This window comes from Citrobacter sp. 506, assembly GCF_050434985.1.
Classification (GTDB): domain Bacteria; phylum Pseudomonadota; class Gammaproteobacteria; order Enterobacterales; family Enterobacteriaceae; genus Citrobacter; species Citrobacter braakii.
Map to the genome: position 1 here is coordinate 13,801 of NZ_JBNDJN010000007.1, position 16,825 is coordinate 30,625.

Genomic DNA, 16,825 nt, shown 5'->3' on the forward strand with positions numbered 1-16,825 from the left:
TGTTGCACCAATTTAGTGCATTATAGCTTTTTACATCAAAAAAGCGCGAGGAAGCAGGTTGTTAGTGGAGAAAAAAGCCCATCCTGGGATGGGCTAAAAGTTCCACGGCAACTTAAAGACTCTATATTTTTCTTGCTACAGCCGCGTGGGTCGCAACAAGAAATCTACGGAGTATTGGTACTAATTAAACGCTGTAGTACAGCTCAAACTCTACCGGGTGCGGAGTCATACGCACGCGGTCATCTTCTTCGCGACGCAGCGTAATGTACGCATCGATCGCTTCATTGGTGAACACGCCGCCTGCAGTCAGGAACTCACGGTCCAGATCCAGTTCTTTCAGTGCTTCTTCCAGAGAACCTGCAACCTGTGGGATCTCTTTCGCTTCTTCCGGCGGCAGGTCGTACAGGTTTTTATCCATGGCTTCGCCTGGGTGGATCTTGTTCTTAATACCGTCAAGACCCGCCATCAGCAGTGCTGCGAAGCACAGGTACGGGTTAGCAGCCGGGTCCGGGAAACGCACTTCGATACGACGCGCTTTCGGAGAAGCCACTACCGGAATACGGATAGAAGCAGAACGGTTACGGGCAGAGTAAGCCAGCATTACCGGCGCTTCGTAGCCTGGGACCAGACGCTTGTAAGAGTTGGTGGTTGGGTTAGCCAGGGCGTTGATCGCTTTAGCGTGTTTGATTACGCCGCCGATGTAGAACAGCGCCTGCTCAGACAGACCCGCATATTTGTCGCCAGAGAACAGGTTTACGCCGTTCTTGGACAGAGACATGTGGCAGTGCATACCGGAACCGTTATCGCCAAACATAGGTTTTGGCATAAAGGTCGCGGTTTTACCGAAACGGTGAGCGACGTTGTGAACCACATATTTGTAGATCTGAATTTCGTCCGCTTTTTTGGTCATGGTGTTAAAGCGGGTCGCGATTTCGTTCTGACCTGCGGTCGCCACTTCGTGGTGATGCGCTTCAACAACCAGGCCCATTTCTTCCATGATCAGACACATGGTAGAACGGATGTCCTGAGAAGAATCTACCGGAGGAACCGGGAAGTAACCGCCTTTCACGCCAGGACGGTGACCTTTGTTACCACCTTCGTATTTGGTGGAGGAGTTCCATGCGCCTTCGATGTCATCGATAGCCACGTGGGAACCGGAAATGGACGCGCCGAAACGGATGTCGTCAAACAGGAAGAACTCTGGCTCAGGCCCGAACAGAACGGTGTCTGCGATGCCGGTAGAACGCAGATACTCTTCAGCGCGTTTAGCGATGGATCGCGGGTCGCGGTCGTAGCCCTGCAGCGTACCTGGTTCCAGGATATCGCAACGGATGATTAGGGTGGACTCTTCATAGAACGGGTCGATGAGTGCAGTAGACGCATCTGGCATCAGAACCATGTCTGATTCGTTAATGCCTTTCCAGCCACCGATTGAGGAGCCGTCAAACATTTTGCCTTCTTCAAAGAATTCGGCATTTACCTGATGAGCAGGAATAGTGACGTGCTGTTCTTTACCTTTGGTATCAGTGAAGCGTAAATCAACAAACTTCACTTCGTGTTCGTTCAGCATCGTCAAAACGTGTTCAGCGGACATACTTACTCTCCCGGATTGGTCATGGTCGTCGTGGTAACGAAGTCTTCAATTCTGCAAAAAATTGGCCGTGTCGCCGTAAAAAATATAAAGCGAAATCTGTGCCAACTTTTAAATTGCCCCTAAAAGGCGTTATCATGCGCACTATCGTGCAAAGGGGCTGCACCATGAAGGTTGTATTGCACCATTATAGTGCTTTAATGTGAACATTAAGCACCATATTGGTGCAAAGCATGTCAGATTACCCCTTTTAACGCTCCGTGAATGTGATCACAAAGAAACTCTGCAATACTTGTTTGCGGAGGATGTTTGTGATCCTGTTTTGTACTGCGATTAATCCGTGTACAATAACGCGCTATTTCTAAAATGCCTGAGGCAAAGTTGTGATCGAAAATTTGCGTAACATCGCCATCATCGCGCACGTAGACCATGGTAAAACGACCCTGGTAGACAAGCTGCTCCAACAATCCGGTACGTTCGATGCACGTGCTGAAACCCAAGAGCGCGTGATGGACTCCAACGATTTGGAGAAAGAGCGTGGGATTACCATCCTCGCTAAAAACACCGCTATCAAATGGAATGACTACCGTATCAACATCGTTGATACCCCAGGGCACGCCGACTTCGGTGGTGAAGTTGAACGTGTAATGTCCATGGTCGACTCCGTGCTGCTGGTGGTGGATGCAATGGATGGTCCGATGCCGCAGACGCGCTTCGTGACCAAAAAAGCCTTTGCCCATGGCCTGAAGCCAATTGTTGTTATCAACAAAGTTGACCGCCCTGGCGCGCGTCCTGACTGGGTTGTTGATCAGGTATTTGACCTGTTCGTTAACCTCGACGCTACCGACGAGCAGCTGGACTTCCCGATCGTTTACGCTTCCGCGCTGAACGGTATCGCAGGTCTGGATCACGAAGATATGGCTGAAGACATGACTCCGCTGTATCAGACCATCGTTGATCGTGTTCCGGCTCCAAGCGTAGACCTTGATGGCCCGCTGCAGATGCAAATCTCTCAGCTGGACTACAACAACTACGTTGGCGTAATCGGCATCGGCCGTATCAAACGCGGTAAAGTTAAACCGAACCAGCAGATCACTATCATTGATAGCGAAGGCAAAACCCGTAACGGTAAAGTCGGTAAAGTTCTGACCCATCTGGGTCTGGAACGTATCGAGAGTGATATTGCCGAAGCGGGCGATATCATCGCGATCACCGGTCTGGGCGAACTGAACATCTCCGACACCATCTGCGACCCGCAGAACGTCGAAGCGCTGCCGGCTCTGTCCGTTGATGAACCGACCGTAACCATGTTCTTCTGCGTAAACACCTCCCCGTTCTGTGGTAAAGAAGGTAAATATGTTACCTCTCGTCAGATCCTTGACCGCCTGAACAAAGAGCTGGTGCACAACGTTGCGCTGCGCGTCGAAGAAACCGAAGATGCGGATGCGTTCCGTGTATCCGGTCGTGGTGAGCTTCACCTGTCTGTTCTGATCGAGAACATGCGTCGTGAAGGTTTCGAAATGGCGGTTTCCCGTCCGAAAGTAATCTTCCGCGAAATCGACGGCCGTAAACAAGAGCCGTTCGAAAACGTAACGCTGGACGTAGAAGAGCAGCATCAGGGTTCTGTCATGCAGGCTCTGGGTGAGCGTAAAGGCGACCTGAAAAACATGAATCCAGATGGCAAAGGCCGCGTACGTCTTGACTACGTGATCCCAAGCCGTGGTCTGATCGGCTTCCGTTCAGAATTCATGACCATGACTTCCGGTACCGGTCTGCTGTACTCCACCTTCAGCCACTACGACGATGTTCGTGCGGGTGATGTGGGTCAGCGTCAGAACGGCGTACTGATCTCCAACGGCCAGGGTAAAGCAGTTGCGTTCGCACTGTTCAGCCTGCAGGACCGCGGTAAGCTGTTCCTGGGTCACGGTGCTGAAGTTTACGAAGGCCAGATCATCGGTATTCACAGCCGCTCTAACGACCTGACTGTAAACTGCCTGACCGGTAAGAAACTGACCAACATGCGTGCGTCCGGTACTGACGAAGCAACGGTTCTGGTTCCGCCGGTTAAGATGACTCTGGAGCAGGCTCTGGAATTCATCGATGACGACGAACTGGTAGAAGTTACCCCAACCTCTATCCGTATCCGTAAGCGTCACCTGACTGAAAACGATCGTCGCCGTGCAATGCGTGGCGCGAAAGAAGAGTAATTAACGCTCTTTCTCAGTTAAGCATAAAAAAGCCGCTGATTTCAGCGGCTTTTTTTATCTAAAAGATCAGGTTGTTTCCTGCTCTGCAATGACTAGCTCAATATTTTCTAAATCAAGCAATTGCTTGAATGAATTTGGTGGTTGGGAATCGGTAAAAAATGCCCGAATTTTACGCATATTACCGATGGATACAGCGGCTGAGGCGGTAAACTTAGTATGATCAGCAACTAACAGCGTATTACGTGCATGCTTAATCATCGTTTTGGCGACAAGCGCTTCGTTAACGTCAAATTCCAATAGTGTGCCGTCTTCCTCAATGGCACCAATACTGGTAATCAAATAGTCGGCTCTAAATCCTTCAATAAAGTTCACTGCTCCTGGACCAACAATACCACCATTATGAGCACGTAACGTTCCACCGGGTACCATGACCTCAAGATCTTGATTCTTATATAAGATCTGCGCAACGCGAAGACTGTTAGTAATTATGCGTAGGTCCCGGCGGTTCAGCAAAGCTCGTGCGACGGCTTCTACCGTAGTACCAATGGTAATAAAAACCGTGCAGCGTTCAGGAAGATAATCAGCAACAGCCTCCGCTATCGCTTCTTTTTCCTGAATGAGGGACAACTCTCGCTGTTCGAAGGCGGTATTCATGATGCTGGATACACGTCCGGCTCCACCATGGTGTCGGGTGATCAGACCCTGTTCACTCAACTTACGAATATCTCGGCGCACGGTTTGTGTGGAAACATCCAGCAATTGTGCGAGCTCTTCAATATTCATATAGCCGCGTTCTGAAATGTAATGAACAAGTTGATCGTGACGCGGATTACCGGTGACTTCAATGATGCTCATGAATACTCCTGGACCTCTTCCCCGTAATTGTCGGCTATTTTACGCATAAAGTGACAAAAATGATTCGGTTTGCGCACGATTAGGAATTCCGGCTCGTCCGCCTGCCTGAGTGCATTTCATCGCCGCCACAGCACTTGCGAAACGGATAGCTTGATCAGTAGACATTTTCTCTGCGAGAGCTGCCGCCATAGCACCGTGGAAAACATCGCCTGCCCCAGTTGTATCCACAACATTGACAGAAAATGCAGTTTGTTGGCACGTTTGCCCATTTTCAATCCATAGTGATCCTTCACTACCAAGCGTAACGTACACTTTACCATTGGTATGCTTAGAGGCCAGTTTAAGTGCCAGTTGTGCATCATTCTGCCCTGTCATTCTCTTCAGACCTGGGGTTGAAAAAACTGCATGGTCGGCAAGTGCTACCAATGGGGTTATGTCTTGTGGAGTCATATCGGCATCCAGCAGTGTTGGGACACCTGCGGCACGTGCCAGCTCGAAGGATTTCAACGTCCCTTCATGCCAACGTACATCGGCCAGAACGATGTCATATCGAGAAAAATCAATCGACTCCAACCACTGAGCATCTGTACCAAGATCTGGGCTTGGATAGTTCACGATGATGCGTTCTCCGTGCTGATCGACCAATATTGCGGACTGAGATGAACGGGAATTCGGGTATTGCCGACAAAACTCGGTATTAACCCCCCAGACCTGAAGTTCGTTAAGCAAAGTATTCCCGCAACTGTCATCGCCTACGCGACCTATAAAATCAACGTCAATACCGAGCCGGGCAATGGCGACAGCCGCTGTTGCGGCTGGGCCGCCACCTGTTTCAAGGTATTGATTAGATTGATATTTACCCCCGCCATTGGGCAGGTCGTTTAAAGAATAAATACGGTCCTGAACGGTGATTCCAATACAAGCAATTCTGGTCATATTTGTTTATTCCTGTGTGATCTTGTCTTCTTTTGTTCATTTTAATGACATAAATGATCAAATTAGTGACATGTGTCTTGTTTTTAGTCATAAATTACAAATATGCTCAAAAACAGACGAAAACGAATTTTTAATTGTAATTATTTTGTCAACCTGAGACAGGAGAGCATTCATGACAACCGTTGCATTTTTGGGCTTGGGCCAGATGGGCAGCCCAATGGCTAATAATCTATTGCAAAAGGGACATGCTTTGCGTGTGTTCGACGTAAACCAACAGGCAGTCAATGAATTAGTACAAAAAGGTGCGACTGCTGCTCAAACCCCTGCTGAAGCCGCTAAAGATGCTGAATTCATTATCACTATGCTGCCAAATGGCGACATCGTTCGGCAAGTTCTGCTGGGTAAAGATGGCGTCAGCGAAGGCCTGTCCCCCAATGCATTGGTTATTGACATGTCCACGATTCATCCATTGCAGACCGATGCATTGATTCATGAGATGAGAGAGAAAGGCATCAGCATGATGGATGCCCCCGTGGGCAGAACGTCAGTTAACGCGATTGACGGCACGCTGCTGATTCTTGCTGGTGGAACGCCTGAACAGGTTGAACGCGCTCGCCCTGTGCTGATGTGTATGGGAAATGAACTGGTGGAAGCTGGCGGTCCCGGTATGGGGATCCGTGTAAAGCTCATCAATAACTATATGAGTATTGCGCTGAACGCCTTGTCAGCGGAAGCCGCTGTACTTTGCGAATCATTGGGTTTGAGCCTTGATGTGGCCATTAAGGTCATGAGCGGTACTGCCGCAGGTAAGGGGCACTTTACGACAACCTGGCCTGGCAAGGTACTTAAAGGAGATCTTTCTCCGGCATTCATGGTGGACCTCGCGTTGAAAGACCTGCGTATTGCCGTCGATGTCGCTAGTCAGATCGGTGCGCCGCTCAATATGGGCATTGCAGCAGAAACCTATTACACCCGTGCCAGCGAGAACGGTCGAGGCCGTCAGGACTGGAGTGCGTTGTTATCTCAGGTTCGTCAGCAGGCTGGCCGACCAGATTCACTATAAATTTTAAATAGTTACAGGAGTTATTATGTCTTCCCACAATACCCCATACACGCTGAAAGATATTTCTCGCCCTGGCGGTGGATTTGCCATGCTGGCCGTTGATCAGCGTGAAGCAATGCGCCTGATGTTTGCAGCGTCTGGATATCCTAAACCGGTTGCCGACAGCGTATTGACTGATTTTAAAGTTGCAGCAACACAAATTCTGTCTCCCTACGCTTCAGCGGTTCTGGCAGATAAACAATTTTGTCTCGATCAGATTGTCTCTCAAGGTGCAGTCGCTGATTCATGTGGACTGATTGTGGCGGCTGACCATTTTGTTCCGGGTAATGGTATTCCAGTTGATAGTGTCGAAATTGATAGAGCGATTGATCCGCATAAAGCCCGCGAAATGGGTGCGAAAGCCATGAAGTTGTTGGTGCTGTGGCGTGAAGATGAACCTGCAGAAGAACGTTTGGCTATGGTGGCTGAGTTTGTTCAACGCTGCCGTAGCGCAGGGTTGGTCAGCATCATTGAGCCGGTTGTCCGACCTCCTCGTCGTGGTTGGGAATTTGACCGGGAAAGCGCCATCGTTGCCGCAGCGGCTGAACTCGGCTGCACCGATGCTGACCTCTATAAAGCTGAAATGCCATTAGGCGGCAAAGGTGATGAACAGACCCTACTTGCTGCGTGTCAAAAGTTGCATGAACAAATGAAAATGCCGTGGGTCATTCTCTCTTCTGGTGTTGATGCGGATATTTTTGGCCGCGCGGTCCGTATCGCCATGAAGGGGGGAGCTTCCGGATTCCTGGCAGGGCGTGCCGTTTGGGCATCGGTTGTTGGTGCTCAAGATCCGCAAACAATGTTGCGTGATGTGTCGGTTCCACGCTTACAACGCCTGGCAGAAATCGTCGATGAAGGGATTTCTCAGCGTTAATCACCCATTTTAACGAATCTGGAGAAGAACCATGGATAAGATTACCCAAGTTCTATTTTCTGATATTGGGAAGGTGACCACCCAATATGTTGAGCTGCCGCACCAGGAACTTAAACCGCAAGAAGTCCGCATTGCTCCGGTGTTTTACGGAATATGTGGCTCTGATCTGCATGTACTGAAGGGAGGGCACCCATTTGCAAAACCTCCGGTTGTGCCTGGACATGAAATTGCGGCACGCGTAACTGAAGTGGGCAGTGAAGTGACGAATGTTAAGCTGGGCGATCATGTCGTAGTCGACCCAATAATGGCCTGCATGGAGTGCCGTGCTTGTAAAGCGGGTCGCTTTAATCTGTGTGAGCCGCCACAGGTTGCTGGCTTTCGGGCGCCGGGTTTTGCCCGCTCGCAGCACATTGTACCTGCACGAAACTGCCATGTTGCACCTGCTTCGTTACCACTAAAAGCACTGGCTTTCGCTGAGCCCGCAGCCTGCGCGCGTCATTGCGTGAGCCGTATGCCGAAAGCGTCATTGGAAAGTGTACTAGTGATTGGTGCAGGGACAATTGGCTTATCCATCGTTCAAGCATTGCGCATCATGGGCGCGGGAAAGATCACCGTCATCGAACCTGATGCCGCTAAGCGCGCGTTGTCGTTAAAGCTAGGTGCCACGGAAGTCTGGGCTCCGGGGGAATTGGATGCACAGGTCCGTTTTACGGGGGCAATTGATGTTGTTGCTGCCCAGACCACGCTGAATGATGCATTTACCCACGTTTATGCTGGCGGAACGGTAGTGTGCATGGGGGTACCGAGTGGCCCACGTGAAATTCCTCTTCCGATGATGCAGCGCTTCGAACGCGATTTGTTGAATTCCGGCATGTATATTCCGGAAGACTTCGATGCCGTGATTGAATGGCTTGCGGATGGGCGGTTTGACACCAGCGAACTGGTGACCGATCTCTTCCCTGTCGAAGATGCGGATAAGGCGTTTGAACGTGCGCAGCAAAATGACTCTATAAAAGTCATGCTGCAATTTGCTGAGGTTTGATGCTGTAACCCTCTGTCTGGCGCTGCTTAAGGGTAGCGCCATCCTACAACAATGAAAAAGGATGCTGCGATGAGTCACATCACCAGTCCTACACCTTACTCGATCGGTCGTCCCCAGGACGTGATTGATATTGTTAATAAACATTCAGCAGTAAACACCAGTGTCGGCGTCATTTTTATCGCTCTTGGCGGCATTCTAATTGATGCCTATCAGGCGGCGATGGTGGGGTTTGGTAATAAATATATTGCATTGCAATTTGGTATTTCGCCGGGGCTGGCGGCGACGGTTAACGCCTCTGTTTTAGTTGCCGCTCTAATTGGTGGATTGCTGGCGAACCGTGTGATTAACCGCTTTGGTCAAAAGCGTGCATTTATCATCGGAATGGGCCTGTGCACAATAGGTGCCGCAGCTGTCGCGATAGCCCCGAACATCTGGTGGGTGCTGGTGTGTCGCGTAATCATGGGATTTGGCTTGGGTATTGATTTCCCGCTGGCAACAAATGCGGTGGCAGAACTACGCGGCTCAACATCTAAGAAAACCGGTTCATCGGTTAATCTCTGGCAAATGGCCTGGTATGTATCAACTACGGTCGTCTATCTTGTGCTGCTTCCACTGCTGTTGTCGGGTATCGCAGAAGAGCAATTATGGCGCTATGGTATTTTCATTGGTGCTATTTTTGCCATCATTATCATGATCCTACGCTATTTCTTCATTGGCGAATCCGCAATGTGGGCCGCACGAGTCGGACGTTATGATAAAGCCTGCGATATTCTGGCTAAACGCTATGGTGTTCATGCTCGTGTTGCTGCCAAGTCAAAAAGCGATGATATTTCTGCTGAAAAAACAGAAAGTAAGTTTCATGGCGGGTATGGGATTTTATTTAACTCACGTTATCGCAAACGTACCATTCTCGGCTGCGTTGTGGCGACGATGCAAGCCTGGCAATATAACGCCGTGGGCGTTTATTTACCGCTGACTTTGGCGGGAATACTGAGCGGTGGATTAACCGGGGCACTTAGCGGTTCTGCGGTAGTGAATGCCCTGTGTGGCATTACAGGTGGATTGATTGGTTCACTTATCCTCCAGCGTTTGGGAACTCGCCTTCAGTCGATGTATGGTTTCGCCGTCGTAACGGTTGCATTACTGGCTTTAGGTGCATTAGCAACCACCAACCCATGGCTTTCTTTAGGTTTGTTGGGCGCGATCATTTTCTTCCATTCAGCGGGCCCGGGCGGCCTGGGAATGACCATTGCCACACTTTCTTATCCGCCATCTATTCGCCCGACAGGCGTAGGATTTGCTCGTGCAATTATGCGTACTGGGGCGATTGCCGGACTTATTTTCTGGCCAATGTTGTGGGGTGCATTAAAGACAGAAGCGTTCTATTGGCTGGCAATTGTTCCTTTTCTCGGCTTCTTGACATGCGTGTTGATTAAGTGGGAACCACTTGGTGCAAACGTTGACGCTGAAGACGCTGAGGTACTGGCTGAGCTGGATAAATAACAAGCAAGCGCGTCGCAACATGTCGACGCGCTTTTTCGTATATCCGCCGATTTTTTAGTGATTTTATTGCGCAGATTTCTCGCCGACCCGGAGAGGAAAATTATGGCTGAAATAGAACATGTACCAGGGAAAGAGCTATCCGGCAAAGCCATGAGACGCGTTGTCATGGGCAGTTTCGCTGGCGCGTTGATGGAATGGTACGATTTTTTTATTTTCGGAACGGCAGCAGGGCTAGTCTTTGCTCCCCTGTTTTTCCCTGATAGCGATCCTTTTATTGGTTTAATCGCCGCATTCGCGACCTTTGGTGTGGGTTTTCTATCACGTCCGCTAGGGGGCATTGTTTTTGGCCATTTTGGCGATAAAGTCGGTCGCAAAATAACGTTGATTTGGACGTTAGCGATAGTTGGTTCCTCAACGTTTTTAATCGGCTTCATACCAACATACAAGGACATTGGTATCTGGGCCCCGATTATATTGATGGTTCTTCGTCTGGTGCAGGGGTTCGGTCTGGGTGGGGAATATGGCGGGGCTGCATTGATGACTATTGAATCTGCGCCTGAGGCGAAGCGCGGGTTTTTAGGTTCGCTCCCACAAACTGCAGCCTCGGTTGGGATTATGCTGGCGACAGGGGTGTTTGCATTATGCAATCACTTCCTGACCCAGGAAGAGTTTCTGGCCTGGGGATGGCGTATCCCTTTTTGGCTCTCTGCCATCATGTTAATTGTTGGGATGTTCATACGGTTACATACTGAAGAAACACTGGATTTTAAAAAACAAAAAACGGCTGTCTCACAGGAACAATCAGCACCACCGTTGATTGAACTTTTCCGTAAGCATCCGCGTAACATTCTGTTGGCGCTAGGGGCCAGGCTGGCAGAGAGCGTTTCGTCAAACATCATTAATGCCTTTGGTATTGTCTATATTTCCAGCCAGTTGGCATTATCAAGGGATATTCCACTCAACGGCATGCTAATCGCCTCAGCAATTGGCATTGTATGTTGTCCATTAATTGGTTGGATCTCTGACCGCGTTGGGCAACGGAAGATGTATTTATTTGGCGCTGGTTTTTGCATCCTTTTTGCATTCCCATTCTTCCTGCTGCTGGATACGAAAAGCACACTTATCATCTGGTGCTGCATGATTCTTGGCTATAACCTGGGGCCAACGATGATGTTTGCAGTACAGCCCACCTTATTTACTCGTATGTTCGGAACACGAGTGCGTTATACGGGTCTTTCATTTGCCTATCAGTTCTCCGCAATTCTGGGTGGGTTAAGCCCGCTAATTGCCTCCAGCTTGTTGGCGCTGGGAGGCGGGAAACCGTGGTATGTAGCACTGTTTCTGTTTGTTATCTCAATACTTTCATTCATTTGCGTCTGGCTTATTGAGCCACATTCAGACAATAAAAATGACGCTAATAACATTTAACTTCTTACCGAAATATCAGAGAGCAATAACATGAACAATGAATTGAATACTGAGCATTATCAAGCATTACAGCGTGCTTTTGATGCCGCCTGGCCGGGACCGATCGGTCAACCTATTTTGCTGGAAAAAGGACATTTACGTCTGCAAGTTTTTCCGCGTGATGGTGCCAGAATCACCTCGCTACAGGCATTTGGTTTTGAAGTGTTACGTCAATGGGAGCCACAGCGTAAAGCATTTCAGTATGGCTGCTTTCCTATGGTTCCTTGGGCAGGCCGCCTTGGCGATGCAACGTTGACAGTGGGGGAGAAACAGTACGTATTACCTGCTAACAAACCGCCTCATGCTCTACATGGTATGGCCTGTTATTCATCATGGGAAATTGTCGAACATAAAGCGGATACCTTGAAACTGCGCATGACACTGGGCGCTCCATGGCCATGGCAAGGAGAGGTCCTGCAAACGCTGACCATTGAAGACGATGCGCTAATTCTACGCTTAGAAATTCATACTTTGTCTGGAACATTCCCTGCATCAGCTGGATGGCACCCTTGGTTTGCAAAACGACTCGACCAGCAGAATGAACAAGAACAATTACAGGTACTTTTTGATGCTGATTGGCAGGAAGAGGCTGGAAACAATGAGCTACCAACCGGTAAAAAAATCCCTCCACAATCAGGTCCGTGGGATGACTGCTTTGGTTTTAATAACGGTCTCAATGTCAGATTACAGTGGCCTGGTAAGCTGAGTATGACAATGACATCGAGTGCGCAAAGTCTGGTTGTCTTTGATAAACAGCCCGATGCAACTTGTGTTAATCCCCTTACTCAAGCACCGAATGAAATTAATCGTGCACCGCAGTTTGTCTGTCCGGGTGCACCTTTGGTCATTGAGACGATCTGGCGATTTAAAAGAGATAACTGACGTTTTGATAGATATCAATAACAGAAAAGCCGCTGAAATCAGCGGCTTTTCTGTTATTGACTTAATTTATTATTGGGGTTTTGCTGCTTCGTCCATTGCGCGGATTGCCGCAACTTTTTTACCGAAAATAAGCTGTAGAATAATTAGTAATGAAAATACGGGTAACAACGCGCTCAATGCGGATATTCCCGTAGCGCCTTTAATCAACATAGCACCGGAAGCGATTAACAGCAGAAACACCATGATGCGGAATATTTTTACTGAAATACGCTTGTGCACATACTGCCCCACAATGGAACCAAGAATCATCGTGGGTATACAAAATAACACCAGCTTAAAGGTTGAAATAGTCAGAATTCCGCTGGTGGCCAACCCGCCAATAATGGCAATGTTATTGGCAGTAAAAAAAGCGTTGAGTGTACCACGAAATGCCGCCGGTCCCAGATTACGCAGCATTCCATACATGACCACCGGCGGTCCGTTTGTTGAGAATGCGGCACCTAACGCACCAGCAATTGCCCCCATCGGCGCGGCGATCCAACGTTTGTCATAAATTGGCAGACGCGGGATAAACAGACTATAGAACGAGTAAATAATAATAAAACCGCCCAGGCCGATCTTCATAATATGGTCGGGTAAATATGAGAGAGCATATAGCCCAACCGGAATACCAGCAAACGAAAAAAGAATGAGAACGGCGGCAGATTTCCAGTCTGTCTCTTTTCGGGATAACCATGTTGCATAAAGCGCGGTTGCCGTACCAACCATCACGGACATTGGCGCTGCCATTTTTAATGGTAGTACCATGGTAATTAACGGCATTGAGGTTAAACCGCCGCCAAATCCTGCACATATTCCCACAAAGGTATATAAAAACATTACCGCGATGACGATCAGCATGGCGCTGGTATCGAGCGCGGCGCCATCTGGAGTAAATAATGTGAAGAAATCCATAACGATTCTCTTAGTTAAGTGATAATCCCGCATCAACAATAAAATCCTGACCGGTACAACCGCATGATTCCTCTGACGCAAGGAACAGCGCTAACCGTGCGCAGTGACTTCCATCCAGACGGAACTTTAGTGCCTGCAATTCAACGAATTGATTCACGGCAGAAGGATCCAACTTAGCCCACATGGCGTCCTGTTTTGCAGTTCGAATCGCGCCCGGAACAAGGCTATTAACCCGGATGCCGCGAGGACCTAACTCCTGAGCTAGCGTACGAGTAAATCCATGAATGGCTGCTTTAGACAGGGAATAACAGACGCGGCCCGGACGTCCTCGCATCCAGTTGATCGAACCCATATTAATAATGCAGCCTGTTCCTTTTTGGGTCATTGCCGGAATCACCGACTGAATTGCAAAGAGATGGTGACGTAAATTCACGTTAATGCGGTTGTTAAAATACTCTTCAGTTAAATCATCAATCGTATGGTGATCGTCACTGCCGGCATTATTGATGAGAATTTCGACGTTACCCAATTCTTCAGCGATGGTGGTGAAACAGTTTTGTAATTGAGGAATATTGGTGACATCACAGAATAAAAATAAGCACCCAAGTTCAATGGCAAGTTTTTCACCGGCCTGTTTGTCATAATCAAGAAAGGCAACTTTAGCGCCTTGCTCTACAAAAGCACGAACATAAGCTTCGCCAATGCCACTGGCGCCACCGGTAATAGCAACAACTTTATTTTTAAGGGAATAGTAGTTTACATTGAGATTATTTTTCATTTTTATTTTCCTGATTAGTTTTTAGCATTGTTACGCACGACTTTATATGTCGCACAAAAATCTTCATTGCCGATTCCGGTTTCTAATCCACGATCGTAAATATTTTTCACGACGTTAACACCCGGAAGGTGTAAACCAGACTCAATAAGCATCGTTTTCATAATGTTGACGTCTTTAGACATATTTTTTAGAGAGAAAGCGGTGCTGTAATCTTCAGAAATCAAACTGTTAATTTTGCTGTCGAGATAGAAATTAGTGGCGCCACCATAGGATATTGCTTGATGGAAATTCGCTTTGTTAATACCGTAATGATCTGCTGCGGTGAGCATCTCATTGACACTATTTTGAATGCCTGCGACCAGAACATTATGGAGCATTTTCATCACCAGACCGCGTCCGTTATCACCCATATAGATTTGATTGCAGCCCATCATGGCGAGGATAGGCTTCACTTTTTCCCATGCGGCTTTATCTCCGCCAATATAAATTCCCAGCTCCGCCTTAACGGCAGCGGGGACAGATTTCACAACGGGAGCATCCAGCATTACCGCGCCAGTCTTATTCACCTGTTGCGAAATATCGACAGAAACGGAGGGGTCAATTGTCGACATATCTATCGTGATTTGTCCTGCATGCAGATAAGGCATCATTTGCTGATAGACTTCGCGCACATGTTCAGAGCGTGGAACCATACTGATGACCACGTCAGCATTACGCGCAATATCTTCTATTGATGCTGCGGCTTTGGCTCCGGCAACAACTAACCGATTAATCGCATCCTGGTTAATGTCATAAACTAAAACCGTACCATCGCATTTCGCGACAATATTTTTAGACATAGCTTCGCCCATTAGGCCAAGCCCGATAAAGCCGATCGTTTTCATTGTGTAATTTCCTTAAATTTGGGTTTATGCATGCCAGCGACGGCAACGTTCAGGGTAAAAATTGCGCCAGAGAGGGGGTACGCTGCGCACTCTTGCGTGGTCATGTTTTCCCGGGTGGTGGTGATAAACAGCGTTTTCATTTCCGGACCACCGAAGCAGACCATAGTCGGGCAACGAACGGGCAGAGCGTATTCTTCCAGTATTTCCCCCTGAGGAGAGAAACGGGCAATGCGCCATCCGTCGAAAAGCGCGCTCCAGTAACATCCTTCGCTATCCATCGCAGCACCATCAGGACGACCATTTCCGCATGGAAAGGTTTTCCAGACCTGACGTAGCCCTGGCTCTCCCTGCGCGTTCAGCGGTGTTCGGTAAATCACATGGTTTGGTGTATCGCTGGTATACATCCAGCGAGAGTCTGGTGAGAATGCCAGGCCGTTGGCGCCCAGAATGTCGCACTGCATCACTTGCATATGCAGGTCGTTATCTACGCGACACAGCAGCGCGCCGTTGTAATCGCGGGGGCCCCAATAGGTCCCTGCCCAGAAGCGCCCTACCGGATCCACACCGCCGTCATTGAAGCGTGCCAACGCTGGATTATTGGGGTTATCGCCGATTTTCGTTTCCAGTTGACCTTGCGCGTCGGTAAGCCAGATACCGCTCCGGAGCGCCACAATAAATCCGCCGTTCTCACGTAACGCAAAGCATCCCGGCTCTTCTTTAAAGGAGAACACTTTGTGTTCTCCTGAATGAAGCTGGAAGCGGTGGATCTCACATTCCAGAATGTCAGTCCAGTACAGTGCCTGTTCGTCATGATCCCAGGTTGGGCACTCTGGTAAATGGCCCACATAATCGAAAAGCAATTCAGGTTTATTCATCGCTGACCATCCGTAATTCCATCCAGTGAGTTAATGACGCTCCTGGATTAAGGGTTTTCATCGCGTGTTCGCTGTCGTTAGCAGGAAGTAAGTTGATAGCGTTATTGATGTGCGTGACAGGTTCAATTGCCACGACATTGCGTTCACGTGGGGGAATAAAAAGAATGGCATTGGTTGCCGCAGAATCTATTTCCACGCGAATGTGTTTTTGCGGCCATCTGACCTCTGCCGGGGATTGCCAGCCGGTAAAACAGTTATCAACCGATCCCGGTATTGGGGGCCTGAAAGTGTGATAACACCATGGTTCGGGGACGTCAGTTTCTTTGCTAGGCAGGCTATTCTCATCGTTTAGCCATACGCGTGAGGAGACAAAACGTATTTCGCTGTGTTCGGCATCGGCAAAGAAGGGGTGAAACCCGAGGCCGACCGGAACGTTTTCCTCGGCGTTATTGAATAGAGTTAATTCAATACGCAACCGGTCAGGGAACAGCCTGAACCGTTGCTCAGCGCGATAAGGCCACGGCCAGCTTTCGCTGGCAGGGCTGTGCAGTTCTAGTACTATTTCCAGTTCCGTGGCGTGCAATACCTGCCATGCGGTTTGCCAACCATTGCCATGCAGGGAGTGAGGATGGTCGCCAAAATTGCGTTTTACCCGATGCTTCACCTTATTAAAGGTGAAGCATCCGTTCGCAATACGGTTTGACCATGGGATGAGCGGATAGCTGCCACAGAGATTGGCTCGCTGTTCTCCTGCCGGGTCCAGAGGGCGCAGAATGTCATGTCCTCTCCAGCGTAGCCAGGCGAGTGCGCCACCCAGTTCGGGTGCGACGGCAATGCGGGTTTCACCCAAGGCGCATTCGAGCAGGCGGGTCATC

The 16,825-nt window shown here is 49.0% G+C and carries 15 protein-coding genes; 7 read left to right on the forward strand and 8 right to left on the reverse strand.

Annotated features, from left to right (window positions below; translation table 11 throughout):
* Nucleotides 1-184: 184 nt before the first annotated feature.
* Nucleotides 185-1,594: a glutamate--ammonia ligase gene (glnA, locus tag ABIE10_RS21245; RefSeq protein ID WP_003028638.1), complete on the reverse strand. Its 1,410-nt coding sequence runs from the start codon at nucleotides 1,592-1,594 to the stop codon at nucleotides 185-187.
* A 380-nt stretch (nucleotides 1,595-1,974) separates the two neighbouring features.
* On the opposite strand from glnA, the gene typA reads away from it, so the two are divergent.
* Nucleotides 1,975-3,798, forward strand: coding sequence for a ribosome-dependent GTPase TypA (gene typA, locus ABIE10_RS21250; protein ID WP_008786988.1), 1,824 nt, complete (start codon nucleotides 1,975-1,977; stop codon nucleotides 3,796-3,798).
* A gap of 66 nt (nucleotides 3,799-3,864) precedes the next feature.
* Here typA and ABIE10_RS21255 read toward each other — a convergent pair whose 3' ends face one another.
* Complete coding sequence (locus ABIE10_RS21255) at nucleotides 3,865-4,653, reverse strand: DeoR/GlpR family DNA-binding transcription regulator (RefSeq protein WP_016157865.1); 789 nt, start codon at nucleotides 4,651-4,653, stop codon at nucleotides 3,865-3,867.
* Nucleotides 4,654-4,692: 39 nt separating this feature from the next.
* Nucleotides 4,693-5,589 carry a sugar kinase gene (locus ABIE10_RS21260; RefSeq protein WP_016157866.1) on the reverse strand — a complete coding sequence of 299 codons (897 nt, stop codon included), beginning with the start codon at nucleotides 5,587-5,589 and terminating at the stop codon, nucleotides 4,693-4,695.
* Between the two features lie 172 nt (nucleotides 5,590-5,761).
* Between ABIE10_RS21260 and yihU the strand changes: the two genes are divergently transcribed.
* The 6 genes from yihU (at nucleotide 5,762) to ABIE10_RS21290 (ending at nucleotide 12,459) form a co-directional block, all read left to right on the forward strand.
* Nucleotides 5,762-6,652: a sulfolactaldehyde 3-reductase gene (gene yihU, locus ABIE10_RS21265; RefSeq protein ID WP_131405483.1), complete on the forward strand. Its 891-nt coding sequence runs from the start codon at nucleotides 5,762-5,764 to the stop codon at nucleotides 6,650-6,652.
* A gap of 25 nt (nucleotides 6,653-6,677) precedes the next feature.
* Nucleotides 6,678-7,565, forward strand: a complete 888-nt coding sequence (locus ABIE10_RS21270; protein ID WP_016157868.1) for an aldolase — start codon at nucleotides 6,678-6,680, stop codon at nucleotides 7,563-7,565.
* 31 nt (nucleotides 7,566-7,596) lie between these two features.
* On the forward strand, nucleotides 7,597-8,607 hold the full coding sequence (locus ABIE10_RS21275; RefSeq protein ID WP_016157869.1) for a zinc-dependent alcohol dehydrogenase: 1,011 nt from the start codon (nucleotides 7,597-7,599) through the stop codon (nucleotides 8,605-8,607).
* Nucleotides 8,608-8,676: 69 nt separating this feature from the next.
* Entirely contained in the window at nucleotides 8,677-10,110 is a 1,434-nt protein-coding gene (locus tag ABIE10_RS21280) for an MFS transporter (RefSeq protein ID WP_049041375.1), read from the forward strand.
* 102 nt (nucleotides 10,111-10,212) lie between these two features.
* Nucleotides 10,213-11,538, forward strand: coding sequence for an MFS transporter (locus tag ABIE10_RS21285; RefSeq protein ID WP_016157871.1), 1,326 nt, complete (start codon nucleotides 10,213-10,215; stop codon nucleotides 11,536-11,538).
* Nucleotides 11,539-11,568: 30 nt separating this feature from the next.
* Nucleotides 11,569-12,459 (forward strand): aldose epimerase, encoded by an 891-nt coding sequence (locus ABIE10_RS21290; protein WP_075848754.1) that lies wholly within the window; start codon nucleotides 11,569-11,571, stop codon nucleotides 12,457-12,459.
* 69 nt (nucleotides 12,460-12,528) lie between these two features.
* On the opposite strand, the gene ABIE10_RS21295 is transcribed toward ABIE10_RS21290, so the two are convergent.
* The 5 genes from ABIE10_RS21295 to ABIE10_RS21315 are packed head-to-tail and all read right to left on the reverse strand — an operon-like array spanning nucleotide 12,529 to nucleotide 16,824.
* Nucleotides 12,529-13,413, reverse strand: coding sequence for a sulfite exporter TauE/SafE family protein (locus ABIE10_RS21295; RefSeq protein ID WP_047357790.1), 885 nt, complete (start codon nucleotides 13,411-13,413; stop codon nucleotides 12,529-12,531).
* A gap of 10 nt (nucleotides 13,414-13,423) precedes the next feature.
* Nucleotides 13,424-14,191 (reverse strand): SDR family NAD(P)-dependent oxidoreductase, encoded by a 768-nt coding sequence (locus tag ABIE10_RS21300; protein ID WP_047357789.1) that lies wholly within the window; start codon nucleotides 14,189-14,191, stop codon nucleotides 13,424-13,426.
* A gap of 14 nt (nucleotides 14,192-14,205) precedes the next feature.
* Nucleotides 14,206-15,075 (reverse strand): NAD(P)-dependent oxidoreductase, encoded by an 870-nt coding sequence (locus ABIE10_RS21305; RefSeq protein ID WP_429156981.1) that lies wholly within the window; start codon nucleotides 15,073-15,075, stop codon nucleotides 14,206-14,208.
* Nucleotides 15,072-15,950 (reverse strand): SMP-30/gluconolactonase/LRE family protein, encoded by an 879-nt coding sequence (locus ABIE10_RS21310; RefSeq protein WP_137380634.1) that lies wholly within the window; start codon nucleotides 15,948-15,950, stop codon nucleotides 15,072-15,074. The genes ABIE10_RS21305 and ABIE10_RS21310 overlap by 4 nt, the downstream gene beginning before the upstream one ends.
* The gene (locus ABIE10_RS21315; RefSeq protein ID WP_075848758.1) at nucleotides 15,943-16,824 is read right to left on the reverse strand and encodes an aldose 1-epimerase; all 882 of its coding nucleotides are present in this window, start codon (nucleotides 16,822-16,824) and stop codon (nucleotides 15,943-15,945) included. Before ABIE10_RS21315 ends, ABIE10_RS21310 begins: the two co-directional genes overlap by 8 nt.
* Nucleotide 16,825 lies beyond the last annotated feature (1 nt).

Excerpts from the sequence above, each read along its gene's own strand:
- glnA (WP_003028638.1), bottom strand. The coding sequence starts at position 1,594 with ATGTCCGCTGAACACGTTTTGACGATGCTGAACGAACACGAAGTGAAG.
- ABIE10_RS21255 (WP_016157865.1), bottom strand. The coding sequence starts at position 4,653 with ATGAGCATCATTGAAGTCACCGGTAATCCGCGTCACGATCAACTTGTT.
- ABIE10_RS21260 (WP_016157866.1), bottom strand. The coding sequence starts at position 5,589 with ATGACCAGAATTGCTTGTATTGGAATCACCGTTCAGGACCGTATTTAT.
- yihU (WP_131405483.1), top strand. The coding sequence starts at position 5,762 with ATGACAACCGTTGCATTTTTGGGCTTGGGCCAGATGGGCAGCCCAATG.
- ABIE10_RS21270 (WP_016157868.1), top strand. The coding sequence starts at position 6,678 with ATGTCTTCCCACAATACCCCATACACGCTGAAAGATATTTCTCGCCCT.
- ABIE10_RS21275 (WP_016157869.1), top strand. The coding sequence starts at position 7,597 with ATGGATAAGATTACCCAAGTTCTATTTTCTGATATTGGGAAGGTGACC.
- ABIE10_RS21280 (WP_049041375.1), top strand. The coding sequence starts at position 8,677 with ATGAGTCACATCACCAGTCCTACACCTTACTCGATCGGTCGTCCCCAG.
- ABIE10_RS21285 (WP_016157871.1), top strand. The coding sequence starts at position 10,213 with ATGGCTGAAATAGAACATGTACCAGGGAAAGAGCTATCCGGCAAAGCC.
- ABIE10_RS21290 (WP_075848754.1), top strand. The coding sequence starts at position 11,569 with ATGAACAATGAATTGAATACTGAGCATTATCAAGCATTACAGCGTGCT.
- ABIE10_RS21295 (WP_047357790.1), bottom strand. The coding sequence starts at position 13,413 with ATGGATTTCTTCACATTATTTACTCCAGATGGCGCCGCGCTCGATACC.
- ABIE10_RS21300 (WP_047357789.1), bottom strand. The coding sequence starts at position 14,191 with ATGAAAAATAATCTCAATGTAAACTACTATTCCCTTAAAAATAAAGTT.
- ABIE10_RS21305 (WP_429156981.1), bottom strand. The coding sequence starts at position 15,075 with ATGAAAACGATCGGCTTTATCGGGCTTGGCCTAATGGGCGAAGCTATG.
- ABIE10_RS21310 (WP_137380634.1), bottom strand. The coding sequence starts at position 15,950 with ATGAATAAACCTGAATTGCTTTTCGATTATGTGGGCCATTTACCAGAG.
- ABIE10_RS21315 (WP_075848758.1), bottom strand. The coding sequence starts at position 16,824 with ATGACCCGCCTGCTCGAATGCGCCTTGGGTGAAACCCGCATTGCCGTC.